Origin of the sequence: Micromonospora sp. URMC 105 (assembly GCF_051386295.1) — a bacterium.
GTDB lineage: Bacteria > Actinomycetota > Actinomycetes > Mycobacteriales > Micromonosporaceae > Micromonospora.
The window spans coordinates 1-19,993 of record NZ_JBPQTL010000030.1 but is presented as its reverse complement, the minus strand read 5'-3'; the positions used below and the strand labels follow the sequence as shown (position 1 = coordinate 19,993).

Here is a 19,993-nt window from a genome sequence, read left to right as displayed (position 1 = left end):
TGCCCCGTCGTCAGGTTCGGTGGTCATGCGGCGACTCCTTCGTCTCGGAAGCCGCCACGGATGGCGGCGCGGATATCGCGGTCGGTCTGCTCCGCTTGGCGGCCGGCGTCGGTAAGCGCGGCGATGGCGTCGGCCCGGTCGATGGCTCTGGCGGCGACCATGCGGGCGACGCCTCGGGCTGCCCCGTAGAGGGTGGTGCGGCGGGTGCCCTCAGCGGAGGTGGCCACCCGGTCGAGCAGTGCGGCTAGGAGCCGGTCGGGGTGGGAGATGCCCCCCGCCCCGCTCAGCCGCGTCGAACCGGGCGCGGCCACCATCGGCGGCGGGGCCTGCGGCCGGGTGCATGCCGTGAGAAGGGCGGGGGGCATCTCCTTCACGGCCTGACCGGGCACCCACCGGTACGGGCGGCCGGTACGCGGGTGCACCGACGGCGGCAGCACCACGTAGCCGCCATCGGCTTTCACGTCGACGCCTGGTCCGAGCCCTTGACCGGGCCTGCCTTGGCTACACGGCACTCGGCCGCCGGGGTGCCGGTAGTACAGGTGCAGCCCGCCCGACCCGGTGAGTACCCGCGCTGTGGGCGGGGTGAAGCTTGCGGCGATCAGCCGGGCGAGGGTGTCCGCCCCGCCGTGCGCGGGGTCCACGTCGACCACGATCACCCCGGACGCTGCCCCGGTGCGCAAGGCGAGCTGCCCACGCGGGACGGCGGCCACAATCGCAGCGACCCGCGCCGGGTCGGTGGTAGCGGCGTAGAAACCGTGGCAGGTAAGGCAGCCGCAGGCTTCCTGATCGTGAGTGGGGTCCTGGTCTGCCTTTGGGCAGTCGGGGCAGTTGGCGACCGGCCGTTTCGACCGGCCGAGCATGAACACCGGCAACCCGCGCTCGGCGTAGCGCAGGGCGGCGGCGAGCAGATCAGGCAACGGGCCTCTCCCTTCGTGCGGTGCGGCGAGCGCGGGCGGCGGCCAGGTCGACCACCGAACCGCCCGCCGGGTCGGGCTGCCGGTTGGTGCGGTCGTGGCGCTCCTGAGCGCAGGCAGCGCAGTCCCGCCGCAGGAGGTAGACCGATCGGCCGCTGCGGCTGTCCTCGGCTGCCAGCAGCCGGCCGCAGATGTGCGGGTACGGCTCGTCGTCGGTTACCGGCCGGCCGAGCACCGTGGACGCGACGAGCCATCGGGCGGCCACCGCGTCACCGTCTCGGCCGGGGGCGGGCGGTGATGGCGGCGCGGGTGACGGCCTGGCGGAGGTCGCCGAGCAGTCCGACCAACTGGCGGCGGGCGGCCAGGTCGCCCGGCGCGAGGGCGACCCTGACGCGCACCTCGGCGTGCTCCCGGCCGGCAGCGGTGCGCACCCGCACGAGGACGGCACGCGCACGGCCGGGGATGTCGACCACGATTTCCGGTGAGCGGTGCTCGCCGAGGCCGCAACGGTGGTCCCGGCCGCACCAGTCGGTGTGGGAGCCGGGGCGGTTCATCGGGTCGCCTCGGCGCGGAGGCGGTGGAAGTAGTTGAAGACGCGCCGCCCGGTGCGCAGCCGCAGCCCGCGATCGCAGCGGCGGCAGGCGCGCGGACGGCGCAGGAAGCGGGTCGTCGTGTGACCGGTGCCAGCGCACCGCTTGCAGGTTTTGAAGGGGCTGACCCAGCACAGCCCGGCGTAACCGAGCGTGACCAGGGCGGCGGGCGTGACGATGACGCTAGCGAGGGTGAGCAGGGGGTCCACAAGTGCCTCCCAGGCCGGTTTTTGGGTGCGTGAGGCTGTGAGCTGCTATCTGCTAGGTCGCAGCTCATGATTCGGATGGGGTGCTAGCGGGGGTGCTAGCGCTAGCAGATCGGGCCGCTAGCGCTAGCACCCTCAGAGGCGGTTAGCCGGCGGACCGCTTCCGGTCACGCTCCGCGATCGCGGCGAGGAGGTCAGCGTGCTTGATGCCGCGCCGGGTGGTGGCCTTGCCGTCGATACGCCGGCCCACGTCGCCGACCTTCACGAGGGGGTGGGGCTTGAGGGCGGTGGACAGCTGCGCGGCCTCCCAACCCCCGTACACGTCGGGGCGCAGCTCGGCCAGCAGCGCGCACAGCGTCTCGTTCCACGCGGCCTTATCGTCGCCCGGCCACACCCGCGCCAGGTCGCCGAGCACATCCGCCACCGGGGCCACGTCGCGGGTCTGCTCGTCCAGCTTCGGCAACGTCCCGGCCGTGGTCCGCAACGCCACCGCGCGAGCGACGATGCGGGCGGCGGCGGTGGTGTCGACGTAGAACGACCGCACCGCCGACGCCTTCGGCCCGAAGCCACGCAGGATGCCCCACCCGGCCTCGATCACCGGCTGGAAGACGGTCGCCCGGTATCCGTTCTTGTACGCCGAGGTGCCAAGGATCATGTCGTTCGCCGTCTGATCCGCCACTGACAGGCAGAAGCGGGAGTTGACGTTGCGGGTGATGCCGGTCGGCAAGCTGTCCTTGTCGGGGATCTGCGTACCGATCAGGATGATCACGCCAAGCGCCCGGCCGAGCTTGATGACCTTCTCCAGGATCTCCCCGGCGTCCTTGCCGTACTTGCTGGTCATCAGCTCTTGCAGCTCATCGAACCACGCCACCAGCGGGTGCAGCCCGGACCCCTTGAGCGACGCCAGCTCGGGCGTCACCTTGTTCTCCGGGGCCTTGCCCAAGCGGGCGTAGTGCTCGATGCGCTTCGAACGGCGGCGGCACTCCTCATACAGCCACTCGATGAACGCGAAGCAGCGGGCGAGGGTGTCGTCATCGAAGCCGTTGCCATACTCGGCCATCACCGGCTCAAGCACGGCGAAGTCCCCGACGCCCTTGAGTTCGTACCCCCGGATCTCGGTCCGCGCGTCCAGCGCAGCGGCCAGGATCAGATCCCGCAGCGCGAACGTCTTACCCGAACCGGGCTGACCGCCGAACAGGTAGTTACGGAACATCAGGTCCACCGCGACCGTATCGAGCCGGGGCGTGGTGGCGAACGGGAACGCCTTGAACACATCGACCTTGGCCGAGGCCGAGAGCAGCGGCCAGGGCGGTTGTTTCATCTGCGACGCCGGCTCATAACCGACCCACAGCGCTAGGCGGCCGGTGTGGCCGGGGGCGGGCTCGGGCCATACCTGATCCAGCGGCAGCCGCATCGCCGATGCGAGCTTGCCCCGGCGCGCGACCACCTCAGCGGCCTCCACCCCGTACGGGAGGTCGACCACCGCGAGGTGGCCGGGACCGTCCCGGTGGATATCCACCGGGAAACTGATCGCCTTCGGGTCCTTGGCCACCGCCGAGTTGATGCCGCTCATTTGCAGCGACGTGAGCGCCCGGCGGACCAGCTCGGCGGTGAGCTTCCGGTAGCGGTTGCCCTCGGTCACCCGGTCCGTGAGCGGCTTGTCCGCCGGTCGGCCGAGGGTGGCCAGCAGTGGCACCACCACCGCGAGCGCGGCGTAGCGCCACCACGACGGGCCGAGCGCCAGCACGATCGCGCCGGCTACGGTCGCACCGGCTCCGGCGGCGAGGACCCACCACCGCCACACCGTTTGGCGCTGCCGGCGGGCGTCGAGCTTGAGCCAGGTGTCGGCGTCGCCACGGGACGCGGCGGCCTGTCGTAGGTCCCAGTTGCCCTGCTCGGCGGTGGCCCAGTGCAGCGCGCGGCCGAAGCCGCGGAACAGCCCAACCGGTGCCCACACCGCCGTCTTGGCCGCATACTTCGGCAGGCGGACGCCGTGGTAGGCGGTCACGTAGCCGGCGTCCTTGAGTTGATGCCGCACGGCGGCGCGGAAGCCGCGCCACGACCTGGCCCAGTCCGCCAGGATCGGCCGGCGGTCCTGCTGGCGGGCCAGCACGTCACGGGGGATGTCCTCGGCGGTATCGACCGGGCCGCCGAGGCGGTCCGGTCCGTCCTCGATGCTCTCCGCGTCGTCGTGGTCGTCGTCCTGGTCGCAGTCGTCGTTGTCGGCCGGCGGACGCGGCTGGGGCGTGCGGCGGGCGCGGGCGTCGTCCAGGTCGACCACCTCGGCGTCCGGGCCGGCGGTGGTCGGGTCGGTCAGCTCCGCTTCGGCGGCCTGCCAGTCGAAGCGGTCATCAGGGGCAGTCATGATGGGGGTTCCTCCAACGGTCTGCGGATCGGAAGGGGGCCGGCGGCGGGGCGGCGCTAGTCGTGGGTGCGGACGAGGTGTGCGAGTGCGGCGCCCATGCCGAGCACCGCCACCGGGAGGCAGGCCACAGCGGTGGTGATCCACCACGGGGCCGAGGTGACACCGGCGGCCTCCAACAGGTGGTAGGCGACCTGGCCGAGCGCGCCGACCAGGAGCGAGGCGATGGCCGACCACTTCGCGAACCGGCGCGCCCGGTCCGGCACCCGGCCGGACAGCCACACGTAGAGCGCGTACGCGCCGTACGTCTCCACCCCGATCGGCAGGGTGATTGCCGAGTTGATGGAGAAGCTGTCCCAGATCCCCGGCAGCGGATGGACCACGCCGAACCCGGTGAGTCCGCCGAGTCCGACCCACCCGGACCAGATCGCCACGAACGCCGGCAGCGCCAGCAGCACCACCGGCCACACCACCGCCCGGCGAGGCGGCGCGGTCGCGGTGGGCGTGTCCGGGTGTCCGGCCGTGTTGACCTCGGCGACCCTGTCGACCGGCGTGATCTCCACCGGGTCGACGGCGGGCGGTGCGGGCTCGGGCGCGGCCGGCGGGTCGGCCGGGTCCGTGGCGGGCTCAGTGGGGAACAGCTCGACCCGCTCGGCGATGCTGCCGCGCTTGACCATGTGAAGGTGCAGCGCGTCGGCGCGGGCCTGCCGGTCGGCCTCGTCGCGCAGCCGAGACAGCAGCTCGTCGGCCTTCGGCGCGCCGATGTGGAACTCCCGCATCAGCCGGTTACGGGACGGCAGCGCGTCGAGTTCCTTGGCGAGCTTGCGGGCGGCGGGCAACAGGTCCTCGATGGGCTGCGGGTAACGGGAGCCGTTGATGGTGGGGGCGGTCATGCTGCGTCCTCCTCGGGAAAGGCGCACGCGAGGCATTCGCCCAGCGAGCGCGGGATGCAGTAGGGCTGGACCTGGCCGCAGACGCGGCAGGTGCGGCGGGCGGTCAGCGCGGCGGCGATGGCAGCGCGTTGGGCGGGGGTGGCGGTGCGCTTCGGGGCGGCCAGGTCGATCCGGTACAGGTAGGCGACACGGGTACCGCCGATACCGCGCCAGAGCACCTGAGCGGCGATCGGTTGACCACCGGGCCGTAGGCCGGCGGCGCGGAGTTGCCGGCGGGTGGCGTAGCCGGGCGGGGCACCCTTCCACCAGAAGGTGGGGATGCCGTACCGCGCCCCGTCCGGATCGAAGTAGGCGGCGCGGACGCGGGACATCAGGCCGCGCGGCGCGGGTCGGTGCGGGCGGTCAGCTCGGCGGCGGCGCGGGTGACGCGGGCCTCGGCCCGGCGCAGCCGACGCCAGTCCAGCGCGGTCGGGCCGCCGTGGTCCTCGGCGTAGAGCAGGGTGATTTCGGCGTCGAGTACGTCCAGCTCGGCCGCGATCAGCGGCCACTCCGCCTCGATGGCCGCGAGGTCGGCGGCGATCGGCTCGGCGGTGACGGGGGCGAGGTGCTTCCGCACGGGAAACCTCCGGGGGAGTCGTTGAGGTCGGAAGCCCCGTGGTGCGACCAGACCGGCCGCACTCCGGGACGAACAAGGAAAGAGGCAGAAGCCCAAGCCGCGCGCCAAGATCCGGCCCGCTCGCCCCGCTCGCCCGGGATCTACCGAGGTCGGCCACCGTGTGGCTCAAGGCGGGGATGCCGCAGACGGATCTACGCGGCGCTTCTGCTGTGAAGTTCTGAATGAACGACCACACGACCGGCCCGTGGGCGTGCAGCGCATGCGCCACCTTCCCCGGCTTCCGCCCGGCTTGTCGTTCCTGGCTAGCCAGGTACGACGCCTTCAAGGTAGGTCGACTTGGCTAGTCAGGTCAAGGAGGCGTGCGGAACTTTCCTAACTTGGCTAGTCAGCGCTACCGTGAGCAGGTGAGCGAGAACCTTGACTTCCTCGGTGAGCTAGATCCCGACGACCCCAAGCAGGCTTCGCAGCAGATCGCAAACAAGCTACGGGCGGCCATCCTCACGCGGCGGCTCTCGCCAGGCGACAAGCTGCCCTCACAGCCCGAGCTGGCCGCCCGCTACGGCGTAGCGCGGGAGACGGTCAAGCGGGCATTGGAGCTGCTACGGACAGAGCGGCTGATTGTGACCCGGCAGGGCAGCGGCGCGTTCGTACGGGCGCAGACGCAGCGAGCGGTTGAGCTGCGTCCACACATTGAAGCCGCGTTCGAGCGGCCGCACGTCACGATCGACTTCGCCGGGTTCTCCGGGGAGACGTTGCGCGATGCGCTCGCCGAAGCACTCGACAAAGTGCGTGTGGGCCGGCTCGCGCCGGAGACGATCGCGGTGCGGGTCTTGATCTCCGACATGTCCGTACCGATGGCGCTGCCGTCGCGGGCCGAGACACAGGCTGACGACCCCGCGGTACGCGAGCGCGCAGAGCGCATCACCCGGCGGGCGGCAGACGGCATCATCGATCAGGTCGCCGAGCTGGGTGACCTCGGCCTCATTCGGTCGGCCACGGCTGAGGTGCGGATGCACCGAGCTTCCCCGCTGTTCAAGCTCTACATCCTGAACGGCGACGAGGTCTTCTATGGCTTCTACCCGGTCGTCGAACGCACCGTCTCGATCAAAGGCGAGCCCATGGCGATCTACGACCTGATGGGCAAGGACGTGCCGCTGTTCCACTACGCGGTGACCGACGATGACGCCTCGCACGGCACGCAGTTCGTGGAGGCGTCCCGCCAATGGTTCGACTCGGTCTGGTCCACCATCGCCTACCGGTATGACGGATGAGCGCCGATCTTGCCCGACTGTTCGGCGAGGTCAGGGCGGTGCTGCTCGACTTCGACGGACCGGTGTGCAGTATCTTCGCTGGCCTACCCGCACCCCAGATCGCGGCCGAGCTGGTCGACGTGCTGCGGCGGCATGGTGTTGACCTACCTCCCGGCCTTGTCCACGAGCCTGACCCGCTTGAGGTGTTGCGGTGGACCGGGGCAGCCGGGGATCAGGAAGTTACACGGGCGGTGGAGGACGCTCTTTGCGCGGCAGAGCGCCGCGCCGCGGCTACCGCTGAGCCCACGCCCTACGGTCGTGAGGTCATTGTGGCCGCACGGCAGGCGGGGCTACCCGTGGCGGTGGTCAGCAACAACTCGGCCGGTGCCGTCACGGCATACCTGGTGGCGCACCGGCTCGCTGGGCATGTGTCGCCTCTGGTGGGGCGAGCGTACGCCGAGCCGGCCCGTATGAAGCCGAACCCCGCACCAATCCTGCTAGCCACGCAGGCTCTCAACGTCACTGCGCGCCATTGCGTCCTCGTCGGCGACTCGTTATCGGACATCGAGGGGGCGCGGGCGGCCGGGGTGCGGGCGGTCGGTTACGCAAACCGAGCTTCTAAGGTGCAGGCATTTCGGTCCGCGGGGGCTGACGCGGTCATCACCAATATGAGCGAGATCGCCACCGCCCTAATTGCCACAGTATAGGTAGGACCGTTCTAAATCTGTCCGCCCCTCTGTAAGCCTTCGAATCTCATGGTTCGAATGTATCGGATGTGGTTGCATTAATCTTGTCTCTGGATAGGACTGCCACAGGGGCCGGAGGCTGTGGCAGCGTTTACGAGACTCCGGGTCCGATCCTGAAGTTCGGCGTAGCGAAAACCGTAATAACTTCTATCGCAACCAACCTGACTAACTCGATGTCGGCCTCTAGGTGGTCGACCTGGCTATCTGTCGGAAACAGGGGTTCAGCGCCCGTGGCTCCGCCTGAGACCTTGGAATGCACGATACGGCACCGCAGGTCATATATTCGGTCGGCGATTTGATCCGATAGGAGGCGCTTGTCTTGTGTGTTTACGTGTCCGACATCAGAGATGGGTCCCCGCTTCCCGAAATGATCCTTATACCGGCCGGCGACCCCATCGAATATTGCCTCACTCTTATCTCTGGGAAGGGCAAAGGCAAGAAGTGCCTGAAAAGATTCTCTCTCGCTTTTATTGCTTTGTCTGCCAACCGCTCGGGCTAATCGGAGGAGGGAGGAATCGTTGCCTAGGTCGAAGCCCGGGGAGAATATTTCTCTCCGAAGGCGAGCAATGGTGCTTCGCTCGTCACTGAACGGAAGGTAGTACTCAATCGATTGGTAATACGAAAGATAAACGCTCAGGGGGCTCGTGGCCTCTTCTGCGCCAACGAAGAGCGAAGCAGCCCGTGCATCCACAACCTGGGGCGGAAATCTCAGTACGGACTCGCCGCTGCGCTGACGTGGCAGTCTGCGCCTGCGTTCCCGCAAAGGCTCGTGAAGCCGAATCGTATGCCAGCCCATCGCTGCCATCTCGAAGAAAAGCGTTGCTGCCACCTCTCTGGCTCGACGGATCGCGAATTCCCTCGATCCGCCCTCGGCGAAGCGGAATTTGATGGAAGCGGACCGTGGGTAGTCCGTAGGGCGCATTCCGTTTGCTGCCTTGTAATATATGGCTGCCATGGTGGCCGAAGGGTTGGAGACTTCTACACAGTCGCCCTTCCCACTGCCCAGGTGGAGGACAACAGGAAGATGAACACCATTATGCCTGCCGGGGATCGGTCGATCCTCTAATCCGTATGCTGTGCTGAACGCTGTCGCATGGTCGCCATCGGTAGCCGCGCTCGGGCATTTGCTGCGCGGGGAGGTGTAGGTACCCTTTGCAAGACTAGTCTGCCTGAGTCGCATACGCATCGAACGTCCCGAAATCATAAGTTCTACGTACCGACCGTCCGCCGATGCGATGGACAGGCCATCCGGATCCGCCGACCAGCCTTTTTCGAGTTCGCCTACATATCCGCGTATCGCGTAGTCAGGAAGGATGCCTGAGCGTTCCTTCTTGCCATTCGGTTGAAGTTTGAAAATTGAGAACCAATGCGCTCCGTCGAAGGACTTGAAGGCGAGATCGATATGGCTATGTTCTGCGTCGTATCCGACACTCCGCAGGAGACCTAGTGCCTCGGTCTGGCTGGCCGTGCCTGCGGCTTGACCGTCATCCGCTGGCTCCGCATCGTCGTCCTGAAAGATGCTGAGGTCGGCCGCGTCTACATCCAGTGGGTTATCGTCCGCCTTCGGTGCGTCTGACATGAACATACGGTACACGGGAGTGGAGCCCGATGCGACCACCAAACCGAAGCGTTGCCGAGGGTTGTCTTGCTACCGAGTTGCGGTGTTTCGATGCTAGCCCAGCTAGCGCTTCCGGCCCCGAACCCGCGTCTTTGCCAGGACCCGTGAGGACAGTCGGGCGGCGGTAGGTTGCCAATCGACGACAGCGCATCGGGAATCGCGTCTGGTCTATGGCTGGTGGTGTTCCCGATGGTAAGCCAGCTGCGCCCAGTCCACTGAGTGCCCGTGAATCAGCCGGAGCTTACCAAGTTCGGCAGCCGTACCCGCCTGCCTCACAGTGCCGTCGGCTTCAATATAGATGGCGCCAGTGTCGAAGAGCAGGTGATCGTTGGGGCAGAGGCAAAGGACATTGCTCGCCACATCGGGGCCGTTGTGTGGCTTGCCCAGCGCACGTATGTGTGCTGCCTCTGCGTATGGGCCAGCTGGTGTCGCAAGCTGGATGCCGCAGACCTGGCACTTGTGTTCGTGCAGGCGCTTCACCTTGTTGGCGACGGCGGTACTTCTAACTAGGCGTTGGATCGTGGCTTCGGTACGTGCGGCAGGTCCTGTAGCGCCAAGGGTGCCTGCGGGCGGCGGGTCAGCGCTTTCGAGCGCAACCAAGCGGTAACGCCAAATTTGAAATCCATCCTTGCCAGTATCGTGCCAGTGGTCGACTACGCGGAACAGTCCGTCGTACCGGAGGCCTGCCTTGGGGGAGTACTTCGGGTCTCCGCCGGCGCCCCTAATCACCCGGACCGGGTTGCCGTCGATCTGGCTTCGAGCGAGTCCAAGATTGCCGCGGGTTAGCTGCTGGTCTGCGATCTGCCGCTTAGTGGCTGGGTCATTGCCACCCTGACCTGTGTAAACGATCTCCGTGCCGTAGTCCTCATCATCCACGTAGCCGCCCGAGACCACGATCGACTCAGCGCCGTCCTTGCCTCCGCATATGCCGGCCTGGTTCGGCCGGTGCACTTGGGAATCGGCGAGCTCATCCCGGTTCTTGAAGGTTGAGCCGGGTGGGTAGCCAGGGATTTCGCCGTAGGTCCGCTCGAAAGCCATGGCGGCACGATAGGGCAAGGGGCGGACGTCCGCGGGGCGGCGAGGCGCCGTCGTGGCAGGGGCGGTCTCAGTTGCGGTCTCGTTCGCCGCGGTACGCGGGTGTATGCCGCCAGTCGTCGGGGACCATCACGCCTGCTCGTGGCCACTACCGGACCACAGCGGATGCATGATCGCAGACCTCGAAAGCGTGTGAGGGTTTACGCCCTCCGCGGGTTCAAATCCCGCCGCCACCGCTCGTGAACAGCGAGGACGCCCGGTCGATCCGCGAGGATCGCACCGGGCGTTCCGCTTTCCGGCGACACCCCGCCGCGGCGACCGTTCGGCCGACGGCGACCTACAGGTCGTCACCCGACCTGCCCGTTCATCTGGTTACCGCCCTCGATCCCCTCTTCTACGGTGTCGAAGCATCCACAGCGAACGGGGGTTCTTGGTGCGTCGAACGACGACAGGTGTGTCCGTGCTGGCCGTCCTGGCCGGCCTGGCGGTCAGCGTCCCCGCCCAGGCGGCGGGTGACGTGCAGACCATCACGCGGGAGGGTTTCACCCTCCTGCACCACCGGGTGGCGAAGGCGACCACGCCGGTACGGGGAACCGGGGGAACCCGCTCCGACTTCGACGGCGACGGCATCGACGACATCGCCGCCACCGGTGACCCCTTCAACTACAGCCTTCCTCAGTCCCCGACCGGTGTGGTCGTCGTGCGTTACTCGTCCGCGCCGCAGGTCGACTACTTCATGGGTGTGCTGTCGGCGGACAACGGCGGTTGTGCCTGCTTCGGCAACGCGCTGGCGGCCGGCGACTTCAACGGCGACCGCTACGACGACCTGGCGATCGGCGACCCGGACGAGGTGGATCCCCGTACCCGGGCTCACGGTGGCGGAGTCTGGATCATCCCGGGCGGCAGCACCGGGCTTCGGCCCGACTCGGCGACCCACTTCAGCCAGAACTCGCCGGGAGTGCCCGGTGACTCGGAGAACCAGGACTGGTTCGGGGCTGCGCTCGCGGCCGGCGACATCAACGGGGACGCCCGCGAGGACCTGGCGATCGGCGCCTACGGGGAGGGGATCGGGAGCAAGGCGATGGCCGGGTCGGTCACCGTCCTGTACGGCGGCTCCACCGGCCTCACCGCCACCGGCGCCCAGTTCCTCCAGCAGGACCTGGCCGCGGTGCCCGGCGGGGCCGAGCGCAACGACCGGTTCGGCTTCTCGCTCGCCATCGGCAAGGTCGACAACAACCGGTACCACGACCTGGTCATCGGCGCCCCCGGTGAGAACGACGGCGCCTCCTGGAACGGCACGGGCATGGTGAGCCTGATGTGGGGCTCGCCGTCCGGCGTGTCGATGACCCGCGCCACCGGGGTCACCGGCGCGGCGGTCCTTCCGAAGATCGACCAGAGTGGCGTCATCGCGTGGTATCTGGGCGAGTCGCTCGCGATCGGCGACGTGAACGGTGACGGCCTCGGTGAGGTGGTCGCCGGGGCGCCCAGCGCCCAGACCCCGCACATCTACGGCGGGCTCGTCGCGGTCTTCACCGGCCGCACCGGCGGCCTGTCCGGCACCGCCGTCCGGATCATCACCCAGCGTACGGCCGGGGTGCCGGGCGAACCGGAGGACAGCGACCGCTTCGGTGCGGCGCTCGCCACCGGCGACGTGACCGGCGACGGCCGGGCGGACCTGCTCATCGGCGCCCCCGGCGAGGCCGTCGGCACGCGAGCGGAGGCCGGCGTCGTCACCCTGCTCCGGGGCTCGTCCGCCGGCCTGACCGGCAGCGGCGCGCAGGGGTTCGACCAGAACCACCCGGTCGTCCCGGGCGGCTCCGAGCGGGGGGACAAGTTCGGCGCGTCCGTCGCGGTGCTGAACCTCAACGGCACCGGCCCGCTCGACTCCGTCGCGACGTCGATCGGTGAGGAGGTGGGCGGTGACATCGCCGGCTACCCGTCCGGGCTCATGGTCCCGTTCCACGGCTCGACCGGCGGGCTCGTGCCGCTGAACGCCTCGTGGAGCGGATCGTCCCTGCGGACCGAGGTGGTCTGGCCGCAGCGGTACGGCATCCGGATCGCCGGGCCGCAGAGCGGCGCCGCGCTCTACTGATCCGACCATGCCGAACGCCCGGCCGATCCGTCAGGATCGGCCGGGCGTTCGACGTGTACGGGCGGTGCGGGTGGGCCGGCCCCGTGAGGCCGGCCCACCCGTCTCAACCGGTCGGGGCGGCGGCGTCCCGGTGGGTCAGCCGGTACGCGGCGTCGACCGCGTCCGACTCCAGCAGCACCGTGACCGGACCCGCCGGCAGAGTGCAGGTGATCGTCCGCTCGACGGCGTAGCCGGTCGGACCGCAGTACCGGATCCCACGACTGTCGATCACCGACAGGCGGGCGTCGCCGGTGCCCGAGGTCCGCGTCCAGGTGAAGGTCTCCCGCGCGGCGTGCTGGTCCGCCGGGACCGACCAGCAGGCGACGAAGCGGTCCGCGCCGGTGGTGGCCGTGGCCCCCGCGGCGTCACGCGGCAGTACCGGGCAGGCCGGTGGACCGTCGACCCGGCTGAAGGCCATCGCGTACGCGCTGACGGGGCTGCCCCCCGGGCCGGTCAGCACCGCGTGGAACGGCGCCTCGCCGGTCAGTTCGCAGGTGTACTGGCGCAGCGAGGAATAGTCGCACAGGTACGCGCCGGTGGCGTCCACGACGGTGATCTCCGGGCTCGCGTCGAAGCTGGTCTCACCCGGCTGCGACTGGACGATCCGGGAGCCGGCCGGGCTGGGCAGCTGGAGGCAGTTGACCTGGCCGGCGGCCGGGAACGTGCCCCGGTGCGGCGTGTCCCGCCAGCCGGCGTCCGACACCGGCGCGCAGTCCGACGGCGCCCACGGCAGGAGGGCGACGGCGTGCCGGACGTCGTTGTCGATCACCTGGCCGGTGCCCCGGTCGCCCAGCACCAGCGTGTACCTGCCGGCGGCGGGGAACTCGCACCGGCCGGTGCCGCAGACCCGCAGGCCCGCCTGGTCGTACACCCGGCCGTAGCGCTCGTAGTTGTCGTCGCCGACCGCGCGCAGCCGGTACGGGCCGGCGGCCGCGACGTCCAGGGTGCGGCAGCGGATCCCGCCGAGGCCGCCGGCGGGCGCCGAGCCGTAGGTGCCGAGCGTCACGGTGGGGCAGCCGACGGCGTCGGAGAGCCGCCGGACCTGCATCCGGTACGTCAGGTCGGTGCTGTCGTCGGCCCAGCTGGCGAGGTACGAGACGACCCGGTACGTCCCGGTGGCCGGCAGCACGCAGCCGTCCTGCTCCGACCACTCGGTGCAGAGCACCTTGCCGTCGGCGTCGACCAGCCACGCCGCCGCGTCGTTGTACCGGTCCGGGGCGGTGTACGTGACGATTCGGTCGCCGGCCTCGGCGTGGAACGGCTGGCAGTTGGTCTGCACCGGCGAGGTCTGGTGCAGGACCAGGGCGGGCGCCTCCCAGCTGGTGCCGGTCGCCGCCGCGCACCCGTCGGTACGGTGCAGCGCGGTCACGGCGACCGGGTAGTCGACGACGGTGCCGAAGTCGTTCTGGTTCTGCACCAGCAGCGTGTACGTCCCGGCGGCGGGCAGGGCGCAGTGCCGGGCGGACTCGTACTCGTCGCAGATCCGCAGGCCGGCGGCGTCGTACACGCCCCAGGACAGGTGCTGGTCCTGGTTGCGGTTGAACCGGACCACGACCGAGCCGGGGGTGCTGGAGGTCAGCGAGTGGCAGGCCACTTCCTCCCGCTCGGCCACCGAACCCCGGCCGACCGCGGCGCCGGGGTCGCCGAACGGGGCGAGCGGCACCGCCGGGCAGCCGACCGCCTGCGAGAGGCGCGGCATCCTGAGGGCGTACGCCGCCTCGTTGCCGTACAGCTCGTGGAGGAAGAGCCGGTACGGTCCAGGCCCGGTCAGGGTGCATTCGGTGGTGTATCGAACCATGCACCCGGCCGGCTCGTACCCGCCGTCGAGGATGCTTCCCTGCACGTCACCGGCGCCGCTCGGATCCGCCAGGTGCAGCCGGCTGCCGGTGGGCTGGTCGAACTTGAAACAGCGGGCGGCCAGGCCGGCCGGCAGGGTGCCGCGCACGCCCGCCGAGGCGAACGAGAAGAAGGGTTCCGGCAGGGTGTCGCACTCCGACGGCGTCCGCATCGACTCGACCGAGAGGGTGTAGGCCCCCTCTCCGGTGCCGTAGGTGGTCGTCACGGTGAGCGTGTACGGGCCGGCGGGACCCAGCCGGCACTCGTTGAGGTAGGGACCCACGTAGCAGGAGACCTGGCCGTTGCGGTCGGTGACCCGGGCGCCGACACCGGTGCCCGACACCCCGTTGAGGCGGGCGTACAGGGTGTCGGAGTCGACGGTCGTGGTGAAGGTCCAGGCGTTCTCCTGCGCGTCGGCGATGGAGGCGCAGGTCTCGACCTTGCCGTAGGTCAGCTTCCCGCCACACGCGGGCGGCTTGGTGCTCCGCGTCCTCGGCCGCGGGGTGACGGCGGCCGACCGGGTGCGGCTCCGCTCGGTCGTCGCCCTGGTCGTCGCCCCGGCGGTCGCCCGGTCGGTCGGCGACGACGTCGGCGTGGCGGACGAGGTGGCCGTGGCGGACGAGCTGGCGGCCGGTGCCGGCCGGGATGCCGCGGCGCCGGCGGCGGCGGGCCCGATCAGGACGATCGACAGGGTCATGGTGGTCGCCGCGACCAGCGCCAGCGGCGAGAGGCTGTTCCTGAAGCGGTTTCTCAGGTGGGCGGACAAGGTTGTCTTCACATCAACTCCCCCGTGGATCCCCGCGCGAGTGGGCGGGCGAGGAGATGATTCCACGGGTGTCGATCGCCGACAATCGCCTAACTGTCCTGCTGGTGCAGGCCGGCTTCAGCAGGGGCCGTAGCCCTCGTCGAAGAGGCGGCGGGCCCAGTCGGCGTACCCGGCGATGATCTCCCGCACGGCGGTGCCGTCGTGCAGGAAGAGGTACGCGCGGTCGCCGTCACGGGCGAGCAGCCCGTCGAACCGGTAAGTCCGCTGTGGAGCGTCGAGCCGGACCGCCGACGGGTAGCTGGCCAGCACCTCGTCGACGGGCGTGCCGACGGTGATCCCCTCCGGCGTGCTCATCGGGTCGTCCAGCCAGAGCAGCACCAGGCGGTCGTCGACGAAGATCGGGCTGGCCGCCCCGTGCCCGGCCAGCGTCGGCCCGCAGGAGTCGGCCTCGGCCTGTAGCACGCCACGGCGGGTCAGCTCCTGCTCGGTGTCACCGAACTCGACCTGCGCCAGGCCGCTGAGGCGTACCACCTCGGTGTCGCCGACCGGCGGGGCCGGCACGTCCGACCCTTGTGGACGGACGCCGCTGCCCGAGATCGAGGCAGCCGTCAGCAGCGTGGCAATGAATACGAATTGTCGCAATTTCATGGAATCCCCCAGTCCCCAACGGAACCGGGCCGCTCAGGTTGCTGCTCCTGGCCGGATTGCCGGTATTCCCACTCCTCGGCCAGCTCGTCCCAGTAGTCGGCAGAGAGTCCCCGCCGTCCATGGGCCAGCCAGCCGTCGGTGTGTCGCTCCAGGTGCAGGCCCAGCTCGGCGAAGGGATCGAGCCACCGGCCAGGTTCGACACCGAGCCGGGTCAGCGCCGCATTGATCGGCCACTCGGCGCGGGGCCCGTCGAGCAGCCGGTCGAGCCGCGGACCCCAGCTCACCTCGCCACCCAGCCACACCACCGCCGACTGGTGCCCGGCGCCACCGGCGAACTCCGCCTCCAGGTACGCCACCGGCCCCTGCCGCGACCAGCGGGCCAGCAGTTCCGCCAACGCGGGGGAGAGGATCAGCTGGAACGGCTGCTCCGCGCTCGGCTCGTCGGTGGCGAAGTCGGGCAGCGCGCCGGTCAGCTCCTGCACGAGCTGGGGCGTCACCGGCAGCAGGGCGAAGTCCTGCCGGAGCGCGGCGAGGACCGCGTGGTCCAGCTCGGCGGTCTGCTCGCGGAGCAGCTCGACGTCCGCGACCACCGCGCTGAGCTGGTAACTCATCCGAGCCCTCCGGCATCCACAGCCTGTGGATGGAACATGTGTACGACGAACCGGTGCCGCCGTCGATCATCCGGACGGTACCCGCCGGGCCGTGGGTCATCCGCCCCTGTGCTGGCCGGAGTATCGGCCCTCCTGGGGGCTCCCGCTGCGAGGCTGGGGTCAGGCCCGCTCGACGACCCGGGCGACGAAGGCGCGCCAGGCGGTCGGCGTGAAGACGAGCGCCGGTCCGGTCGGGTCCTTGGAGTCGCGTACGCCGACGATGCCGGGCAGGTTGTCGGCGACCTCGACGCAGTTGCCGCCGTTGCCGCTGCTGCGACTGCTCTTGCGCCACCGCGCGTTGTTCAGGTCCATGTCTCCGCCCTTCCCGGAAGTTCGACAGGCTGCGAATGAGGCAGCGCCTCACCCCTCGATGCGCCCTCGCTGAGGCTGGGGTCAGGCCCGTTCGGCGACCCGGGCGACGAAGGCGCGCCAGGCGGCCGGCGCGAAGATGAGCGCCGGTCCGGTCGGGTCCTTGGAGTCGCGTACGCCGACGATGCCGGGCAGGTTGTCGGCGACTTCGACGCATGCACCGCCGTTGCCGCTGCTGCGACTGCTCTTGCGCCACCGCGCGTTGTTCAGGTCCATGTCTCCGCCACTTCCGTGATGAGATCGACAGACTGCCAGTGGGACAACGCCTCGCCGCGCACGTTCTCCCACGCTGCCATCATCGCCGCGATGTCCTCCGGGTCGCTAACCACTTGTCCCTGAAGTTGGTTGTCGAGATAGCCGGCGACCCGGTGGTCATGGCTGTTGGCGATCACGAACGGCCCGTTGAGGCCCGCGTAGGCGCCCACCGTCGACGGCACGACGTGCACCCGGATGTGCGGCTCTGCGCACGCCGCGACCAGGGCCCGTAGCTGCTCGTGCATGGTCGCCCGGCCGCCGACCGGCCGGCGGAGGATCGCCTCGTCGATGACGGCCACGAACTGCGGTGGGTCGTCCCGATTGAGAACGCCTTGGCGAGCGAGGCGGGCCGCCAGCCGCCGCTCGACATCACCTCGGGGGATCAGACCCGCGTCGCTGAGCACCGCTCGGGCATATGCCTCGGTCTGTAAGAGGCCAGGCAGGACGCTCGGCTCGAACCACCGCAGCGACACCGCCTCGCGCTCGATCTCCTGCCATGGCCGGAACCAGATCGGGTCCCGGCGTCTCGATGTGTCCGGCCATATGTCCGCCACGTCCCGGCCGAGGGCTTCCGCCGCGGTGAAGCGGTGCCGAGGATGCGGGATGCGGCCCTCGGTCAGCCAGCGCGCGACGGTCTTCGGATCGACGCCGACGCGTTCGGCGAGGGATTCGGTGGTGTGCCCGGTGTCGCTCAGCGCCGCCCGCAGCGCGTCGTTCACGGCCCCTCCATCGGATGTCTCGAATATCCGCCGACCATATAGCTACGCGGTGTACCTGTCCGGTGACGCGCGCAACGGTGGTCGCACAGGACGGCGCGGCCGGTGGAGGGGAGTGAGCCCGGCGGTCGGCGTCAGTCAGGGGCCGCCTCGACGCCGGAGGCGGGGCGGCCCCTTCCACCGCGAAGGAGGCCCCGCCCATGCCAGCCAGGTCCCGCGTCACCGTCGGCGCCACGATCCGCGTCCCGGCCGATGCCTACCGCTTCGGGAAGGGCCCGCTGACGCTGTGGATCACCGAGGTGCTGAGCGTCGTCCCGTTCGAGGGGGCGCAGTGGGCCGAGCTGCGCGGCCACGAGGTGAACCCGGACGGCACGCTCCGCATCCGCCAGCGATTCGCGTTCGTCCGGGTCGACCGGGCGGTCGCCGTCGAGGTGCCGTCGCGGTGAGCCGCCGCCGGGAGCACGTCCCCACCCGACCCACCTGGCGCTGCCAGGCATGCGGCATCGCCTGGCCCTGCTCGGCGGCGAAACTGCGGCTGCTCGCCGAGTACCGCCACGACCGGGCCGCGCTGACCGTCTACCTGGCGACCCTTCAGGCCGAGGCGGCCGGACACTTGGCCGGTTCTGAACCCGGCACGAACCCGGAGGGCCTGATCGACCGGTTCGTCTCCTGGGCCCGTGCCCGTGGGTGACCTCTGCGCGTACGACGAAGGGCCGGCCCCGCGCGGGGCCGACCCTGTCGTTTTCCTGCTCAAGCGAGCGGAGGATACGAGATTCGAACTCGTGAGGGTGTTAACCCAACACGCTTTCCAAGCGTGCGCCCTAGGCCTCTAGGCGAATCCTCCGCGAGCCAGGATACAGGTCTCCGCCGGTCCATCCACCCCACCACCCCCCGAAGATCCACGCGGGGTCGGGTAGGCTTGGCGTCACCTCCCGTGCGGCGGTACCTCGTGAACCTCCCCAGGGCCGGAAGGCAGCAAGGATAAGCGAGCTCTGCCGGGTGCACGGGAGGCCTTTTTGTCTCCGGGCGCCGGTACCGTACCTGCGGGTCAGGTCACGGGGTGGTGGGTGGTCACCCGCGCCTGACCGGCGCAGAATGGCTCGGTCGAGAGGAGGCGGTACGGGTGGCACTGGCCCTTTACCGCAAGTACCGGCCACGCACCTTCGCCGAGGTCATCGGGCAGGAGCACGTCACCGAACCGCTGTCGCAGGCGCTGCGCAGCGGGCGGCTCAACCACGCCTACCTCTTCTCCGGTCCCCGGGGCTGCGGCAAGACGTCCAGCGCCCGGATCCTGGCCCGCTCGCTCAACTGTGAGCAGGGCCCCACCCCGGAGCCCTGCGGCACCTGCGCGTCCTGCCGCTCGCTGGCGACTGACGGTGCCGGCTCGATCGACGTGATCGAGATCGACGCGGCCAGCCACGGTGGCGTCGACGACGCCCGCGAGCTGCGCGAGAAGGCGTTCTTCGCGCCGGCTAGCAGCCGCTTCAAGATCTACGTCATCGACGAGGCGCACATGGTCTCGTCGGCCGGCTTCAACGCCCTGCTCAAGCTGGTCGAGGAGCCGCCGGAGTACGTCAAGTTCATCTTCGCCACCACCGAGCCGGAGAAGGTCCTCGGCACGATCAAGTCGCGGACCCACCACTACCCGTTCCGGCTGATCCCGCCGAAGACGCTCCGGCCGTACCTCGAACAGCTCTGCGAGGCGGAGGGCGTCACCGTCGAGCCGGCCGTCTTCCCGCTGGTGGTCCGCGCCGGCGGCGGCAGCGCCCGGGACAGCCTCTCCGTGCTCGACCAGCTCATCGCCGGCGCCGGTCCGGAGGGCGTCACCTACGCCCGGGCCGCCGCGCTGCTCGGCGTCACCGACTCCGCGCTGATCGACGAGATGTGCGACGCGCTGGCCGCCGGGGACGGCGCCGCCGCGTACGCGACCGTCGACCGGGTGGCCGAGGCCGGGCACGACCCGCGCCGCTTCGCCTCCGACCTGCTGGAACGCCTGCGCGACCTGATCGTGCTCCAGCAGGTGCCGGACGCCGCGGCCAAGGGCCTGATCGACGGCCCGGCCGACCACGTCGAGCGGATGGCCGCCCAGGCCCAGCGGCTCGGCCCGGGCACCCTCTCCCGCTGCGCCGACATCGTGCACAACGGCCTGGTCGACATGCGCGGCACCACCGCGCCCCGGCTGCTGCTGGAGCTGATCTGCGCCCGGATGATGCTGCCCGGCGCGGACGACACCACCGGCGGCCTGCTCCAGCGCCTGGAGCGGATGGAACGCCGGCTCACCCTGGGTGGCGCCGAGCTGCCGTCGGCCGCCGCCGGCTCCGCGCCGGGCAGCATCATCCGGGCGCAGATCAGCTCCAGCAGCAGCCGGGGCGCGGTGGTGCCGCGCATGTCG

Annotated in this window: 22 protein-coding genes, 1 tRNA gene and 1 other RNA gene; 7 read left to right on the top strand and 17 right to left on the bottom strand. The window is 70.0% G+C overall.

Translation table 11 applies throughout. From position 1 onward, the window contains the following. Positions 1-23: 23 nt before the first annotated feature. The 8 genes from ACSNN7_RS12755 to ACSNN7_RS12720 form a co-directional block, all read right to left on the bottom strand. Positions 24-917, bottom strand: a complete 894-nt coding sequence (locus ACSNN7_RS12755) for a bifunctional DNA primase/polymerase (protein ID WP_436680949.1) — start codon at positions 915-917, stop codon at positions 24-26. Next, a complete protein-coding gene (locus tag ACSNN7_RS12750) occupies positions 910-1,179 on the bottom strand; it encodes a hypothetical protein (RefSeq protein ID WP_436680948.1) in 270 nt (89 codons plus the stop codon). The genes ACSNN7_RS12755 and ACSNN7_RS12750 overlap by 8 nt, the downstream gene beginning before the upstream one ends. Before the next feature lie 4 nt (positions 1,180-1,183). After that, the gene (locus ACSNN7_RS12745) at positions 1,184-1,468 is read right to left on the bottom strand and encodes a hypothetical protein (RefSeq protein WP_436680947.1); all 285 of its coding nucleotides are present in this window, start codon (positions 1,466-1,468) and stop codon (positions 1,184-1,186) included. After that, a complete protein-coding gene (locus tag ACSNN7_RS12740) occupies positions 1,465-1,713 on the bottom strand; it encodes a hypothetical protein (RefSeq protein ID WP_436680946.1) in 249 nt (82 codons plus the stop codon). Before ACSNN7_RS12740 ends, ACSNN7_RS12745 begins: the two co-directional genes overlap by 4 nt. A gap of 142 nt (positions 1,714-1,855) precedes the next feature. Beyond that, on the bottom strand, positions 1,856-4,075 hold the full coding sequence (locus tag ACSNN7_RS12735) for a cell division protein FtsK (RefSeq protein ID WP_436680945.1): 2,220 nt from the start codon (positions 4,073-4,075) through the stop codon (positions 1,856-1,858). 56 nt (positions 4,076-4,131) lie between these two features. Next, the gene (locus ACSNN7_RS12730) at positions 4,132-4,965 is read right to left on the bottom strand and encodes an ABC transporter permease (RefSeq protein ID WP_436680944.1); all 834 of its coding nucleotides are present in this window, start codon (positions 4,963-4,965) and stop codon (positions 4,132-4,134) included. Then, entirely contained in the window at positions 4,962-5,336 is a 375-nt protein-coding gene (locus ACSNN7_RS12725) for an RRQRL motif-containing zinc-binding protein (protein ID WP_436680943.1), read from the bottom strand. Before ACSNN7_RS12725 ends, ACSNN7_RS12730 begins: the two co-directional genes overlap by 4 nt. Further along, on the bottom strand, positions 5,336-5,581 hold the full coding sequence (locus tag ACSNN7_RS12720; RefSeq protein ID WP_436680942.1) for a DUF6284 family protein: 246 nt from the start codon (positions 5,579-5,581) through the stop codon (positions 5,336-5,338). Before ACSNN7_RS12720 ends, ACSNN7_RS12725 begins: the two co-directional genes overlap by 1 nt. Before the next feature lie 404 nt (positions 5,582-5,985). Here ACSNN7_RS12720 and ACSNN7_RS12715 point away from each other — a divergent pair, with 404 nt between their 5' ends. Beyond that, on the top strand, positions 5,986-6,852 hold the full coding sequence (locus ACSNN7_RS12715) for a GntR family transcriptional regulator (RefSeq protein ID WP_436680941.1): 867 nt from the start codon (positions 5,986-5,988) through the stop codon (positions 6,850-6,852). Further along, entirely contained in the window at positions 6,849-7,538 is a 690-nt protein-coding gene (locus tag ACSNN7_RS12710) for an HAD family hydrolase (RefSeq protein WP_436680940.1), read from the top strand. Before ACSNN7_RS12715 ends, ACSNN7_RS12710 begins: the two co-directional genes overlap by 4 nt. 130 nt (positions 7,539-7,668) lie before the next feature. Here the strand turns inward: ACSNN7_RS12710 and ACSNN7_RS12705 are convergent, their stop codons facing one another. Both ACSNN7_RS12705 and ACSNN7_RS12700 read right to left on the bottom strand, forming a co-directional pair. Continuing rightward, a complete protein-coding gene (locus ACSNN7_RS12705) occupies positions 7,669-9,156 on the bottom strand; it encodes a hypothetical protein (RefSeq protein WP_436680939.1) in 1,488 nt (495 codons plus the stop codon). 207 nt (positions 9,157-9,363) lie between these two features. Beyond that, positions 9,364-10,233, bottom strand: coding sequence for a YDG/SRA domain-containing protein (locus ACSNN7_RS12700; RefSeq protein ID WP_436680938.1), 870 nt, complete (start codon positions 10,231-10,233; stop codon positions 9,364-9,366). Between the two features lie 457 nt (positions 10,234-10,690). Between ACSNN7_RS12700 and ACSNN7_RS12695 the strand changes: the two genes are divergently transcribed. Further along, on the top strand, positions 10,691-12,322 hold the full coding sequence (locus ACSNN7_RS12695; RefSeq protein ID WP_436680937.1) for a hypothetical protein: 1,632 nt from the start codon (positions 10,691-10,693) through the stop codon (positions 12,320-12,322). 103 nt (positions 12,323-12,425) lie between these two features. On the opposite strand, the gene ACSNN7_RS12690 is transcribed toward ACSNN7_RS12695, so the two are convergent. From ACSNN7_RS12690 to ACSNN7_RS12665, 6 genes are all read right to left on the bottom strand, one after another. Then, a complete protein-coding gene (locus tag ACSNN7_RS12690; RefSeq protein WP_436680936.1) occupies positions 12,426-14,975 on the bottom strand; it encodes a hypothetical protein in 2,550 nt (849 codons plus the stop codon). Between the two features lie 105 nt (positions 14,976-15,080). Then, on the bottom strand, positions 15,081-15,575 hold the full coding sequence (locus ACSNN7_RS12685) for a hypothetical protein (protein WP_436680977.1): 495 nt from the start codon (positions 15,573-15,575) through the stop codon (positions 15,081-15,083). A gap of 32 nt (positions 15,576-15,607) precedes the next feature. Then, a complete protein-coding gene (locus tag ACSNN7_RS12680; RefSeq protein ID WP_436680935.1) occupies positions 15,608-16,222 on the bottom strand; it encodes a hypothetical protein in 615 nt (204 codons plus the stop codon). Between the two features lie 159 nt (positions 16,223-16,381). Further along, entirely contained in the window at positions 16,382-16,573 is a 192-nt protein-coding gene (locus tag ACSNN7_RS12675) for a DUF397 domain-containing protein (RefSeq protein ID WP_436680934.1), read from the bottom strand. A gap of 81 nt (positions 16,574-16,654) precedes the next feature. Next, complete coding sequence (locus tag ACSNN7_RS12670; RefSeq protein ID WP_436680933.1) at positions 16,655-16,846, bottom strand: DUF397 domain-containing protein; 192 nt, start codon at positions 16,844-16,846, stop codon at positions 16,655-16,657. Further along, positions 16,837-17,604, bottom strand: a complete 768-nt coding sequence (locus ACSNN7_RS12665; protein ID WP_436680932.1) for a helix-turn-helix domain-containing protein — start codon at positions 17,602-17,604, stop codon at positions 16,837-16,839. The genes ACSNN7_RS12670 and ACSNN7_RS12665 overlap by 10 nt, the downstream gene beginning before the upstream one ends. Before the next feature lie 197 nt (positions 17,605-17,801). Between ACSNN7_RS12665 and ACSNN7_RS12660 the strand changes: the two genes are divergently transcribed. Beyond that, positions 17,802-18,047, top strand: coding sequence for a hypothetical protein (locus ACSNN7_RS12660; protein ID WP_436680931.1), 246 nt, complete (start codon positions 17,802-17,804; stop codon positions 18,045-18,047). Then, on the top strand, positions 18,044-18,292 hold the full coding sequence (locus ACSNN7_RS12655) for a flavin reductase (RefSeq protein ID WP_436680930.1): 249 nt from the start codon (positions 18,044-18,046) through the stop codon (positions 18,290-18,292). Before ACSNN7_RS12660 ends, ACSNN7_RS12655 begins: the two co-directional genes overlap by 4 nt. Positions 18,293-18,360: 68 nt before the next feature. On the opposite strand, the gene ACSNN7_RS12650 is transcribed toward ACSNN7_RS12655, so the two are convergent. Next, a tRNA-Ser gene (locus tag ACSNN7_RS12650) sits at positions 18,361-18,445 on the bottom strand. Between the two features lie 82 nt (positions 18,446-18,527). On the opposite strand from ACSNN7_RS12650, the gene ffs reads away from it, so the two are divergent. Next, positions 18,528-18,617, top strand: an RNA gene (gene ffs / locus ACSNN7_RS12645) — signal recognition particle sRNA small type. Positions 18,618-18,724: 107 nt separating this feature from the next. Next, positions 18,725-19,993, top strand: a 1,269-nt coding sequence (locus tag ACSNN7_RS12640; protein ID WP_436680929.1) for a DNA polymerase III subunit gamma and tau, incomplete at its 3' end; no start/stop codon positions are given.